We start from the raw sequence: 12480 nt of genomic DNA on the forward strand, positions 1-12480 counted from the left end.
GCCGGGCGCCGTCGAGCGCCCGACCATCGACGTCGCGACCCCGATCGGCGGGTGGCCCGACCCGCGGCCGAACGTCGCCGAGATCGCCGCGGTGCTGCCGAGTGACAAGTGGACCTTGGTCGGCGGCCTGATGACCCAGTTGCACTCCATCCACCGCAACCTCGGGATCGTGCGGCCGACCAACGACGTCGACATCGTGCTGCACATCGAGACCACTCGCGGCATCGCAGCCGAGACCGCGGATGCGCTCCGATCCCTCGGCTACAGCCTGCGCCCGGCCGTCGACCCGCGCGACAACACCGCACACCGCTTCTACCGCGGCACCAGCAAGGTCGACCTGGTCGCCGGACACCCGGACGAGGGCTCCGAGGGGCAGCAGCACGAACAGGAAGAACAGGAAGGGGAGCAGCAGGAGGAGGTCGTGGACGTCCTGGTCGCCGACCACCACGCACCGAGGGTCACCCAGCGGCTCGAGGGCCGCGACATGGTTCGCATCGAGGGCGGAACGCAGGCGCTCCGGCGCACTGTCTACGCGCGCCTGGAGATCGAGCCTGGAGCCCTCACCACGGTCTCGGTGCCCGGCCCGTTCGGGGCGCTTGTCTTGAAGGCTGCCGCCCACACGGCCGACACCCGTGACCGCGACCGCCATCTGCGCGACGCCGTCGTGCTGCTCGCCTGCATCGACGACCCGTTCGCCGAGCGCGACGGCTTCACCGGCTCAGACCGATCCCGGATCCAGACGCTCCGCACCAGGCTCACACCTGACGAGCTGTCGTGGACCGCGCTGTCCGGCCAGGACCTCGTCGACGCGAGAACCGCGCTGGAGATCCTCGCCGACGAGAACTGACAAGCACGCCGGTAGCGGACGACAAGCGGTCGACGACCCCTGCGCAAGAGCGCACACTCATCGCTATGAGCGGACGTGATGGCGGACGGGGCTGTCCCGCTCGAAACTGCAACAGTTGCAGATTCGCCCGTCGTCAGCAGCGATGAGCGCGTGGGAGGCGCGCGCAGCCGCGGGCACACTGTGGTCATGATGCTTGGGTCCCCGCTCCCTGGCGCGGGCAACACCGGCTCCAGCGGCGCCCACTGCTCGTCGGTCTGGTCAGTTGAGACGACATGGCCCAGACGGTGTCGTCAGGGCTGACTGGCGCAGTCGACGCCGAACAGGACTCGCTCGGTGAGGGCGCGGGTCAGACGGTGGGGTCGGTCCAGGCCGTCTGCACCACCTCGGTGCCCCGCTCGCGGGTCAGCAGCCGGCCCCGGCCGGGCGCGGTCGGGGTGGGGCGCAGGGTGCCGATGAGCGGCCCCTCGTCGGGCGAGCCCGAGAGCAGCAGCCCGGGCATCGCCAGGTCGCGCAACGACTGGATGACCGGCTCGTAGAGGGCGCGCGAGGCGCCGCCGGAGCGACGGGCCACCACCACGTGCAGGCCGACGTCGCGGGCCTGGGCCATGAGCGGCGCGAGGACCTGCACCGGCGAGGACTGCTGGGTCGCCACCAGGTCGTAGTCGTCGACCAGCACGAAGACCTCCGCGCCCTGCCACCACGACCGGTTGCGCAGCTGGTCGGGGGTCACGTCGGGGCCCGGCAGGCGCTGCTCGAGGTAGGCGGCCACGTCCTTGAGCGCGGGGCCGGCCTGGGTCGCGGAGGTCAGGTAGTTGAGCAGGTACTGCTCGGGAACCTCGCCGAGCATCGAGCGGCGGTAGTCGACGACGATGATCTGCGCCTGCTGCGGGCTGCGCGTGCGCATCACCTCCTGGGCGTAGGTGCGCAGCAGCGCGCTCTTGCCCGACCGGCCGTCGCCGAAGACCAGCAGGTGCGGCTCGGCGTCGGGGTCGAGGGAGACCGGCGCGAGCTCCTTCTCGTTGACGCCCAGCAGCAGGCGGCCGCCGGTCTTGGCGTCGTCGGCGGGCGCCGGGTCGACCTGCGCCTGCTCGCGGACCCGCGCCAGCTCGATGCGCTCGGGCAGCAGCCGCAGCTTGGGGCCGCGGGGCCCGGTCCAGGCGGCGCCCACGCGCGCGACCAGGTCCTCGATGCCCTCGCCCAGGGTGCTGCCGTCGTGGTCCGCGTCGACGCGGGGCAGCGCGCCGAGGAAGTGCAGCTTCGACTGCACCAGGCCCCGCCCCGGCCGCCCGGTCGGCACCAGCGCGGCCAGCTTGCGGTCGACCTCGGAGTCGATGTGGTCGCCCAGCCGCAGCTCGAGGCGGGTGCCGAAGACGTCGCGCATCGCCGCGCGGAAGTCCGACCAGCGCGCCGCCCCCGCGACGACGTGCAGGCCGAAGGTCAGGCCGCGCCCGGCCAGCTGCTGCAGCGCCAGCTCGAGGTCGTCGAAGTCGGCGCGCAGGGTGCTCCAGCCGTCGACGACCAGGAAGACGTCGCCGTAGCCGTCGTCGACGCGCCCGGCGGCCCGGCGCGCGCGGTAGGTCTCGATCGAGTCGATGCCCTGGGCACGGAAGTAGGCCTCGCGACGGTCCACGATGCCGTGCACCTCCGCGACGATGCGGCGTACGACGTCGGGCTCGGAGCGGGTGCCGACGCCGGAGACGTGCGGCAGGTCGGCCAGCGGGGCGAAGGTGCCGCCGCCGAAGTCGAGCACGAAGAACTGCGACTCCAGCGGCGTGGTGATCAGCGAGGTGCTGGCCACGATGGTGCGCAGCAGGGTGCTCTTGCCGCTGCGCGGGCCGCCGACGACCGCGACGTGGCCCGAGGCGCCGGCGAGGTCGACGGTGAGGGTGTCGCGGCGCTGCTCCCGGGGCCGGTCGACGGTGCCGAGCGGGACGGCCAGGCCGCCGAGGCGGCGCCAGGACGGTGAGACCAGGCCGAGCTCGGGGTCCTCGACCAGGTCGGGGAGCAGGTCGTCGAGGGTGTCGGGCACGTCGAGCGGCGGCAGCCAGACCTGGTGGGCGGCCGGGCCGTGCCCGCGCATCCGGGCGACGGCGACGTCGAGCAGCGAGGCCTGGTTGCCGTCGGCGGCCGGCGCCGCCGGGGCCGGGACGGCGGGCTCGGTCTCGGGCTGCTCGAGCTGCTGGACCTCCGAGATCGTGAACGGCAGGATGCCGGGCACCTTGCCGCCCTCGTCGCGACGCACGCGCACCCGGCCCGAGGGCGGACCGGAGACGTAGGCGGCCTTGAAGCGGACCATGCTGGTCGGGTCGGGCTTGAGGTAGCCCAGGCCGGGCACGGCCGGCAGCTCGTAGGCGTCGGGCACGCCGAGCACGGCGCGCGACTCCTGGGCGCTGAAGGAGCGCAGCCCGATGCGGTAGGACAGGTGCGACTCGAGCCCGCGCAGGCGGCCCTCCTCCAGCCGTTGCGAGGCCAGGAGCAGGTGCAGGCCCAGGGAGCGGCCGAGGCGCCCGATGGCCACGAAGAGGTCGATGAACTCGGGCTTGGCCGAGAGCATCTCGGAGAACTCGTCGACGACGATGAACAGCGAGGGCAGCGGCTCCAGGTCCTCGCCGGCGGCACGGGCCCTCTCGTAGTCGCGCACCGAGGCGAAGTTGCCGGCCTCGCGCAGCAGCTCCTGGCGGCGCACCATCTCGCCCGACAGCGCGTCCTGCATGCGGTCGACGAGGGTCAGCTCCTGGGAGAGGTTGGTGATCACCGCGGAGACGTGCGGCATCTCGGTCATCCCGGCGAAGGTGGCGCCGCCCTTGAAGTCGACCAGCACCAGGTTGAGCTGCTCGGGGGAGTGGGTCAGCGTCAGGCCCAGCACCAGGGTGCGCAGGAACTCCGACTTGCCCGAGCCGGTGGCGCCGATGGCCAGGCCGTGGGGGCCCATGCCCTGCTGCGCCGACTCCTTGATGTCGAGGTGCACCAGCGCGCCGCCCTCGCCGAGCCCGATCGGCACCCGCAGCCGGTCGCGGGCCGGTCGCGGCCGCCACGCCGCCTGCGGGTCCAGGGTGTGCACGTCGCCGAGCGCGAGCAGCTCCATGAAGTCGGTGGGGCCCGAGATCTCGCCGCTGCCGGCCCCGGCCTCCGCGCCCGCACCGGCGCCCCCGTGGGTGACCGTGTGCAGCGGGGTCAGCCGGCGCGCCAGCGCCTCGGCGGTCGCCAGGTCGCACTGGTCGGCGGTGGCGCGCACCGGTGCCTCGCGCAGCCGCACCGCCAGCAGCGGCACCCGGCCGGCGGCGTCGGCGGCGGAGCCGACCTCGAGGCGCAGCCGGGTGGCGTCCTCCAGCTCGTCCCAGCGGGTCGGCAGGTCGAGCACGGTGACGCCGTGCAGGCCGTCGGGCGGAACGACGTGGTTGCCGGGCGGCAGCGCCACCCCGTCGGTGACGAGCAGGATGTGGGGCGAGGCCGGGCGCTCGTCGGCGCCGAAGCGCGGGCGGTCGCCAAGGTCGGGGGGCAGCAGGTCGGCGAGGTCGTCGAGGGAGGTGGTGACCATCCGCTGCGCACCGACGGCGTCGGAGCGCTGGGCCGAGAGCCCGTGCGGCAGCCACTTCACCCAGTCCCAGTGCGCCAGGTTCTGCTCGGAGGCGAGCACCGCCACCACCAGGTGCTCGGGCGACTGGAAGGTCGCGGCCGAGCAGATCAGCGCCCGCGCCAGCGACCGGGCCGTCTCTTCGGCGCCGCAGAGCTCGATGCGGTCGAAGGCCCGCAGGTCGACCGAGGCCGGCAGGTCGGGCTGGTTGCGGTGCACCACGAGCAGGCGGTGCAGCGCGGAGGCGGCGACCGGGTCGACCTGGTCGATGGGGGCGCTGTCGGGCGGCACCAGCGAGAGCGCGAGCTCCTGGCTGCAGCGGCCGTAGCGCACGTGCAGGAACTCGGGGTCGCCCACGCCGTGCTCCCACACCCGGGTGCGGTCCTCGGCCAGCGCGGGCAGCGCCGACGGGTCGGGGTGGCGCCAGGACAGGGCGCGCCGCTGCTGGTCGGCGGCGTCGCGGGCCACCTGGCGCACGGTGCCGAGGTAGCGCAGGTACTCGGTGCGCGAGCCGGTCACGCTCTGGGCGCGCTGCTTCCGCTGCCGGTCGATCTGGACCACGATGAAGCCGAGGGTGGCGAAGAGGAACATGCCCGCGGCGATGAAGCTGCGCCCGCCGTTGCCCGAGGACTGGCCCATCGTGGCGACCAGCACGATGGAGCCCAGGCTGCCCAGCATCGGGATCGCGTTCATCAGCACCCCGGCGGCACCCTCGGAGCGGTCGAGCTCGGGAGGGGCCTGGAGCCGGATCTCGCCGGAGGGCATCTCCGGCTCCTCGAGGCGCTGGCCCCGCAAGGTCGTGGTCACTGCTCTCCTCGGTCGAGCGGGGCGCTGCGGGGCGCCGCAGGGGGAGTGGGGACCTCGGGCTGGTGGCCCCCGGCGCGTGCTGGGGTGGCCCCCGGCGCCCGTGCCAAGCACTACCCTGCCTCACCACGGGCCAAACCGTCCTGACCTCTCCGGACCCCAGGGCCCGCGACGCTCGTCGCGCGACCCGGCGCGGCGCCCGACCGGGAGCGGAGGTGGTCGCGTGACGACCGGCAGCGAGGCCCTCGACCGCGTGGCGCTGACCGTGCACGGCCCCGCGGGCGCCGTCGACCTCGTCGTGCCCCTGGGGGCCAGCGCCGCCGACGTCGCCCGCGAGTACGCCGCCCAGGCCGGGCTCGCCCGCCCGCCCGCGCTCGGCACGGCCGCCGGCCGCCGGCTCGATCCCGACGAGCCGCTGGCGGGCGCCGGGCTGCGCAGCGGCGCCCTGCTCGTCGCCCTCGGCGACCCCGGACGCCCCGACGCGGGCACCGGCGTGCCGGGCCCCGTCCCCGAGCGGCGTACCGACGCCACGGCGCCCGGCCCGGTCGCGGGGGCCTGGGTGGGGGCCTGGATGGGGGTGGCCGCGGGCCTGGCCGCCCTGGCCGGGTGGGCCGCGGCCCGTGCCGACGGCGCCCTGCACCAGGCGAGCGTCGGGCTGCTGGTGCTGGCCGCGCTGGTGGGGGTGCTCCCGCTGGGCCGGCTGGCGGCGCACCGGGTCGTGGCCGCCCCCGCCTTCGCCGGGGCGGCCGCCTTCGCGGTGGTCTGGGAGCCGGAGGTGGTGCTGCGACCCACCGCGGTCGGGGTGGCGGCGCTGGTCGCGGCGCTGGCCGCCGCCGTGGGCCGGTCCCTCTCGCGCGCCCAGGAGCAGGTGCTGCGGGTGTGGGTGGTCGTGGGCGCGGGCGTCTTCGGCCTCACCGTCGCCGGCGCCCTCGTGGGCGCCCCGACGGCCCTGGTGTGGGGCGTGCTCCTGGTGCTGGCCGTCCTCGCCCCGCGCTTCGTGCCAGGTCTGGCCGTCGACGTGCCCGACCAGCTGCTCCTCGACCTCGAGCGCCTCGCCGTCACCGCCTGGTCCGCGCGCGAGCGCCCGGCGGGGCGGCGCGGGCGCACGATCGTGGCCCCCGAGGCGGTGGCCGAGGTCGCCGCCGGCGGCGCGCGCACCGTCACGGCCGCCTGCGCGGCGGTGGTGGCGGTCGCGGTGGTCGCCGCGAGCGGCCTGCTGGGTGCCGTCGAGGCCGGTGTCGACGTCGTGGGGGCCCGGGTGATGGTGCTGTTCTCGGGGGCGGCGATCGTGCTGGCGGCGCGCAGCTACCGCCACCGGGCCGCCAGGGCGCTGCTGCGCCTGGCGGGCCTGGGCTGCTGGGTGGCGCTGGGCGTCGACGTCGCGCCGGCCCTGCAGGGGAGCGCCGGGATGGCGGTGGCCGTGGGTGCGGTGCTGGTGGCCGGCCTCGTGGTGCCGGTGGCGGTGGCGACGGGCCGCGGCTGGCGCTCGGCCTGGTGGGCCCGCCGGGCCGAGGTCGCCGAGGGCCTGTCCTCCGCGCTGGCGCTGTCCGCGCTGGTCGTCGCCTGCGGGTTCTTCCGCCACCTGTGGGAATCCATCCCCGATGTTTAGAGGGTAAAGGCCGGGGTAGAGGTCTGCGCGACAGCTCCATGCCGGGTCCGCGATGACGACACCGAATCGGCCCGCAGGCTGAAACGACAGATCCAGCGCGCACCCAGCGCAGACACCCGTGGCGACCCGGTCGCGACGGGAGAGGAGCAGGAGATGAGCAACGAGTTCGGACAGGGCGAGAAGACCCTCAGCCGGGCGGCCGGCATGGTCGCCCAGGCCCGTGGCGAGTTCGACGGCATCAGCAAGACGCTGATGGGCAACGTCGAGGCGATGCGCTCGCAGTGGGGCGGTCAGGGGTCGGTGGCCTTCCAGGCGCTGGCCATGGCCTGGAACGAGAAGCAGCAGAAGATCGTCAGTGCGCTCAACGAGTTCGAGTCGAACCTGGTGACCACCGAGAAGGACAACATGGCCACCGACGACTCCCAGTCGTCGTCCATGACGTCGCTGCAGAACAGCCTCGGCCAGCTGCCCAACGGCTGAGCCCCCCACCAAGCGCACCCACACTCACGGACCTGGAGAACCCCAGATGATGAACGACGGCATCCGCGTCAACCACGCCGGGCTCGACACCGGCGCCGGCGACCTCGCCAACGGCGTCAAGCAGATCGAGGACCGCATGAACCGTCTCGAGGACGACCTCAAGGAGCTCAAGGGCGCCTGGGTCGGAGACGCCAAGGACTCCTACGCGGTCGCGAAGGCCAAGTGGGACCAGGCGATCCTCGAGATGAAGGACCTGCTGCAGAAGACCAGCGTGGCCGTGTCGCAGGCCAACCAGGACTACCGCTCCGCCGACCAGCGGGGCGCCTCGCTGTTCAACGGCTGAGCCGCAGCAGGCACCACCGCACGACGCACGAGTCCACCAGGGGGCCGGCACCGCGAGGTGCCGGCCCCCTGGTGACGCGCCGCAGTAGCATCACCGTCCGGTCGAGACCTCCGGCGAGGAGACGAGATGAGCCCCCCGATCAGCCCGGCGCCCGTGAGCGCCACCGGTCTGGTGCGCGTGACCGTCGCCTCCGGCACCCGGCGCGTCGACCTGGTCCTGCCCGGGGCGGTCCCGGTGGCCGAGCTGGTGCCCGAGCTGGCCCGCAGCGTCGGGCTGCTCGACCCGCTCACGGTGCACGGCGGCTACCGCGTGCTGACCGCCGAGGGCCGGCTCCTGGCCGCCGACGCCGGCCTCGTCGTCCAGGGCGTCGAGGACGGCGCGCTGCTCACGGTGACCGCCGGGGTCGACGACGAGCCGCCACGGGTCTACGACGACGTCGTCGAGGCGATGACCGACGTGGTCGAGCGCGACCTGCGCCCCTGGTCGCCGGCCTCGGGGCGGCGTACCGCCCTGGGGGCCGCGGGGCTGCTGATGGCGATGGGCGCCGCCGCTCTGCTCGTGCAGAGCGACACCCTGCTCGCCGGCAGTGCCGCCGGTGTCGTGGCCGCCGTGCTGGTGGCCGGTGCCGTGGTCCTCTCCCGCGCCCAGGACGAGCCCGAGGCGGCCGTCGCGGTCGCCTGGATGGGCACGGCGTACGCCGCCGTGGCGGGGCTGCTGCTGGCCCAGGACGGCGCCCCGCTGACCGACCTCTCCGACCTGGCCGGCGTGGCCGTGGCCACCGCCGGCCTCGGCGCCGTGGTGGCGGGCCTCGTCGCGCTGCTCGGGCTCGGCGACGGGCGGGCGCTGGTGCTGCCGCCGGTGGTCGTGGGCGCCGCCTTCACCGTCGTGGGGCTGGTGCTGCGCACCGGCGACGTCGACGCCGGCGTGCTGCTCGCGACCGTGCTGGTGCTGGTCGTGCTGATGGGCAGCCTGTTCCCGTGGCTGGCCCTCGGCATGACCGGAGCCCGGGTGGAGCAGATCTACAGCACCGCCGACATCACCGCCGACCCCGACGAGGTCGACCCGGACCAGGTCGGGCGCGAGGCCCGGCTGGCCCACGAGATCCTGCTGGCCATCACCGCGACGGTGGGGCTGCTGCTCGTGCTGGTGGCCCCGGTCGCGGTCGCGCTGGGGGTCTCCGGCACGCTGCTGGCGCTGGTCTGCTGCCTGGTCGTGATGCTGCGCACCCGTCAGTACCGCACCGGCAGCGAGGTCCTCGTCGGGCTGGTCTCCGGGATCGCCGGGCTGGCCTCGGTCGCCGTCGCGCTGCTGTGGCTGCAGCCGCAGTGGCGGCCCACCACCGCGCTGGTGCTGGCCGCCGCGGGGGCCGTGCTGCTGGCGGTCACCCTGCTGCCCGCCACCCCGTCGGTGCGCCGCGGCCGCCTCGGCGACGTGGCCGAGAGCATCTGCCTGCTGACGCTCGTCCCGCTCGCGCTGGTCGCCACCGGCGTCTTCTCGGCGATCGCCGGCTGAGCCGTGGCCACCAAGCGCGACCTCGTCGAGGCGCACGCCTTCAGCAGGCGCCGCCTGGTGACGGCCTTCGTCTCCGGCGCCCCCGGCGGCCGCGAGGTCGAGCCCGCGCGGCCCGGTCGCACCATCGTCGGCGGCGTCGCGCTGGGCGTGCTGCTGGTGGCCGGTGCCGCCATCACCGGCGTCTTCACCGACAACGCCCCCACCGACTGGGACGAGCCGGGCCTGGTCATCAGCAAGGAGCAGGGCGCGGCGTACGTCATCCTCGAGGAGGGCGCCGACCCCGACCCCGACCCCGACGCGGAGACCGACGGCGACGCCGGGCCGCAGCTGCGGCCGGTCCTCAACATCACCTCGGCCCACCTGATCCTGGGCGCCGAGGGGCTCGAGCCCCGCATCGTCTCGCAGGAGACGATCGAGACCCGGCCGCTGGGCGAGGACATCGGCATCCTCGACGCGCCCGCGAGCCTGCCCGGCACCGACGCGCTGGTCGAGTCGGGGTGGAGCGCCTGCACCGGCGACGGGCTGGGGCTCAAGGTGGCGCTCAGCGAGACCCCCGAGGTCACCGCCGCGCCGGGCACGGCGTTCCTGGTCAAGGTCGCCACCCGCAGCCGCAGCGACGCGGCGTACTGGGTCGTGGCGACCGCGGAGCGCACCGGGCAGGAGACCGAGGCCTACCGCTACGCGCTGACCATGCCCGGCGGGTCCCAGCGCAACGCGTTCCTCGCCGCGCTCGACCTGCCGCTGCTCGACACCGCGACCAAGGTGCCGGCGGAGTGGCTCGAGCTCTTCCCGCGCGGCGCCGACCTCGACGCCGGCAGCTTCGACGTGCCCGGGCTCGGCGACCCGCTGCCCGGTGGCGGCGGGCGCATCGGCGACTACGTCGTCGACGAGGGCGGCGGGGGCTACCTGGTCACCGCCGACGGCGCCGAGCTGCTCGACGAGTTCGCGCTGCAGGTGCTGGCCGCCTCCGAGCTGCCCGGCGGCCGGCTGCCCCGGGAGCTCGCCGAGCTGCCCTCGGGCAGCGACGGGTCGTCGCTGGTCGCGGCCAACCGCTGGCCCGAGGACGTGCTCGACGACGAGCCCGGCGAGCACTGCGCGCTGCTGGAGACCGCGGCGGGCGAGGCCCCCCGGGTCCAGGTCGCGGTCAACCCCGTCGGCGAGGCCGCGGCGCTCGACGTCCCCCGCGGCGAGCGGGTCGTCGAGGTCGAGCCCGGCGGCGGCGCCTACGTCATGAGCGGCGGCTGGGGCGACGTCGAGAGCGGCAGCCGCTGGGCGGTCGACCAGAAGGGCCGCGCCAACGCGCTGGTCGGCGACGACACGCCGACGCTGCTCGGCTACGGCGGGTACGACCCGGTGCTGGTGCCCGACGCGTGGCTCGAGCTCTTCGCCCAGGGCGTGCCGCTCTCCCAGGCGGCCGCGCTCTGCCCGCCCGACCGCGACCCGGACGCCGGGTCGGGCTGCGCGTGAGCACCCGGGGCGCCCGCTGGGCCGCGGCGACCTGCGGGGTGCTCGCCCCGCTGACCCTGCTCGGTCTCGGGGCCGCAGCGCCCGGCCAGGAGGCCCAGGCGGCCCAGCAGGGGCCGGCCGCCCCCGAGACCCGCTCGTGCACCGAGGTCGCGGCCGACGACCCGCGCGTGGGGCCGTGGGCCGGGCCCAGCCGGGCCCTGGCCGCGACGGGGGTCCTCGAGGCCCAGGACCTGCTGCGTCGCCGCGGCGTGACCCCCGGGGCCGGGGTGGTGGTCGCCGTGGTCGACAGCGGGATCGCCGACGCGGCGAGGCTGCCCGCGGCGCCCGGGGTGGCGGCGTACGGGCAGGGCGGCGCCGTGGTCGACCCGCACGGCACGATCGTCGCCGGCCTCGTCGCGGCCCCGCCGCGTCCCGGGGGTGGGGGCGCCGTGGGCGTGGCGCCCGGCGCCCGGCTCGTCGACGTACGGGTGCTCGACGCCTTCAGCCCGCAGGAGGGGCAGGCGGGGCCGCTGGCGGTGCGCGTCGCCGAGGGCCTCGAGCACGTCCTGGCCGAGGTGCGCCGGGCCGGTGGCGGCGAGCCGGCCGTCGACGTCGTCAACGTGTCGATGGCGGTGCCGCCCGAGCCGCGCATCGACGCGGCGGTCGAGGCGCTGTGGCGCGAGGGCGTCGTGGTAGTCGCCGAGTCGGGCGACCGGCCGGTCGACGAGTCCGACCCGCTGCCCGACGACCTGGCCGTCGCGACCCCGGGGAGGACGCCGCGACGCAGGTGCACCCGGCGGGGGCGGGGAGCGACGGGGAGGAGCCGGGCCGCCACGTGCTCGCCGTCGGCGCGGTCGCCTCGCCCGACGGCTCGGGCGGCCCCGCCGACGAGCTGCTGCGCAGCAGCGCGATCGACGTCGCCGCGCCCACGGCCGGCGGGGTCTCGATCGGTCTCAACGGCGGCTCGTGCGGCGTCGACTCGGTGTCGACCTCGTGGGCGGCCGCCCAGGTCACCGGGGTGGTGGCGCTGCTGATGTCGGCCTACCCCGACGACACCCCCGCGCAGGTCCTCGACCGCTTGGTCTCCACCGCCGACGGCCGCGCCGACGTCCGCTCGCCCCTGCGCGGTGCCGGCGTCGTGCGCGCCGACGAGGCGCTGGCGCGGGGGCTGGCCGTCCGCCCCGACGCCGCCGCCCCAGGAGCCGAGGCCGAGCCCGCCACCGCCCCGGCCGCGGAGCCCGACCTGCTCGCCGGCATCCGCGACGACGCCGTGTGGTGGGGCGTGCTCGGCGGTGGCGCGCTGCTGCTGGCGCTGGTGCTGCGCCCGGTCCTGGCCCGCCGTGACCCGGCCTGAATCTCCCCCTGACCCGGCTCAGATCTCGCGCTGACCCGGCCCGGATCTCGCGCTGACCCGGCGCAGATGTCGGGTGGGGTGGAGATATGGACCGGGTCGACGCGAAGTTCGGGCCGGGTCGTCGGGGAACACGAACGGCGCCGCTCCCACAGGGGGAGCGACGCCGTCCGGATGGCGGAGGATAGGGGATTCGAACCCCTGAGGGCGTTAACCCAACCCGCTTTCCAAGCGAGCGCCATAGGCCACTAGGCGAATCCTCCGCCGAGGAGCGTACCGGTGCCCCGGGACGGGGCGAAATCGCCCCCTCACGTCGTACGCCGGTGGCGCGCCGCCGAGGCGCCGGGCCCGGCACCGCGCCCGGGGCCGGCCTCGTGTTGGTCGCCCCGGCCACCTCACCTACACTCGTGCCAACCCCCCGTGTGGCGACATCTTGCCCAACTCCCCCAGGGCCGAGAGGCAGCAAGGGTCAGCGAGCTCTGTCGGGTGCGCGGGGGGCCTTTTCATGCCCGGA

At 75.6% G+C, this 12480-nt stretch carries 8 protein-coding genes, 1 tRNA gene, 1 other RNA gene and 1 pseudogene; 9 read left to right on the top strand and 2 right to left on the bottom strand.

Annotated elements, in window-relative coordinates; all coding sequences use genetic code 11:
- Positions 1–91: 91 nt before the first annotated feature.
- Positions 92–847, top strand: coding sequence for a hypothetical protein (locus H0S66_RS09010; RefSeq protein ID WP_258017182.1), 756 nt, complete (start codon positions 92–94; stop codon positions 845–847).
- A 346-nt stretch (positions 848–1193) separates the two neighbouring features.
- Here H0S66_RS09010 and eccCa read toward each other — a convergent pair whose 3' ends face one another.
- Positions 1194–5228 (bottom strand): type VII secretion protein EccCa, encoded by a 4035-nt coding sequence (gene eccCa, locus H0S66_RS09015; protein WP_258017183.1) that lies wholly within the window; start codon positions 5226–5228, stop codon positions 1194–1196.
- 220 nt (positions 5229–5448) lie between these two features.
- On the opposite strand from eccCa, the gene H0S66_RS09020 reads away from it, so the two are divergent.
- From H0S66_RS09020 to H0S66_RS09050, 7 genes and pseudogenes are all read left to right on the top strand, one after another.
- Positions 5449–6834, top strand: a complete 1386-nt coding sequence (locus H0S66_RS09020; protein WP_179615096.1) for a ubiquitin family protein — start codon at positions 5449–5451, stop codon at positions 6832–6834.
- 153 nt (positions 6835–6987) lie between these two features.
- Entirely contained in the window at positions 6988–7314 is a 327-nt protein-coding gene (locus tag H0S66_RS09025) for a WXG100 family type VII secretion target (protein ID WP_179615097.1), read from the top strand.
- A gap of 49 nt (positions 7315–7363) precedes the next feature.
- Positions 7364–7657, top strand: a complete 294-nt coding sequence (locus H0S66_RS09030; protein ID WP_179615098.1) for a WXG100 family type VII secretion target — start codon at positions 7364–7366, stop codon at positions 7655–7657.
- Between the two features lie 126 nt (positions 7658–7783).
- Positions 7784–9169 (top strand): type VII secretion integral membrane protein EccD, encoded by a 1386-nt coding sequence (gene eccD / locus H0S66_RS09035; RefSeq protein WP_179615099.1) that lies wholly within the window; start codon positions 7784–7786, stop codon positions 9167–9169.
- Positions 9170–9172: 3 nt separating this feature from the next.
- A complete protein-coding gene (locus H0S66_RS09040; protein ID WP_179615100.1) occupies positions 9173–10636 on the top strand; it encodes a type VII secretion protein EccB in 1464 nt (487 codons plus the stop codon).
- A 278-nt stretch (positions 10637–10914) separates the two neighbouring features.
- A pseudogene (locus H0S66_RS21005) lies at positions 10915–11271 on the top strand (S8 family serine peptidase); the annotation flags it as partial.
- Between the two features lie 179 nt (positions 11272–11450).
- On the top strand, positions 11451–11969 hold the full coding sequence (locus tag H0S66_RS09050) for a S8 family serine peptidase (protein ID WP_420873732.1): 519 nt from the start codon (positions 11451–11453) through the stop codon (positions 11967–11969).
- Between the two features lie 172 nt (positions 11970–12141).
- On the opposite strand, the gene H0S66_RS09055 is transcribed toward H0S66_RS09050, so the two are convergent.
- A tRNA-Ser gene (locus H0S66_RS09055) sits at positions 12142–12229 on the bottom strand.
- 149 nt (positions 12230–12378) lie between these two features.
- Here H0S66_RS09055 and ffs point away from each other — a divergent pair.
- An RNA gene (gene ffs, locus H0S66_RS09060) (signal recognition particle sRNA small type) lies at positions 12379–12469 on the top strand.
- Positions 12470–12480: the final 11 nt, after the last annotated feature.

It is taken from the genome of Nocardioides marinisabuli (genome assembly GCF_013466785.1).
GTDB lineage: Bacteria > Actinomycetota > Actinomycetes > Propionibacteriales > Nocardioidaceae > Nocardioides > Nocardioides marinisabuli.

Excerpts from the sequence above, each read along its gene's own strand:
- eccD (WP_179615099.1), top strand. The coding sequence starts at position 7,784 with ATGAGCCCCCCGATCAGCCCGGCGCCCGTGAGCGCCACCGGTCTGGTG.
- H0S66_RS09025 (WP_179615097.1), top strand. The coding sequence starts at position 6,988 with ATGAGCAACGAGTTCGGACAGGGCGAGAAGACCCTCAGCCGGGCGGCC.
- H0S66_RS09030 (WP_179615098.1), top strand. The coding sequence starts at position 7,364 with ATGAACGACGGCATCCGCGTCAACCACGCCGGGCTCGACACCGGCGCC.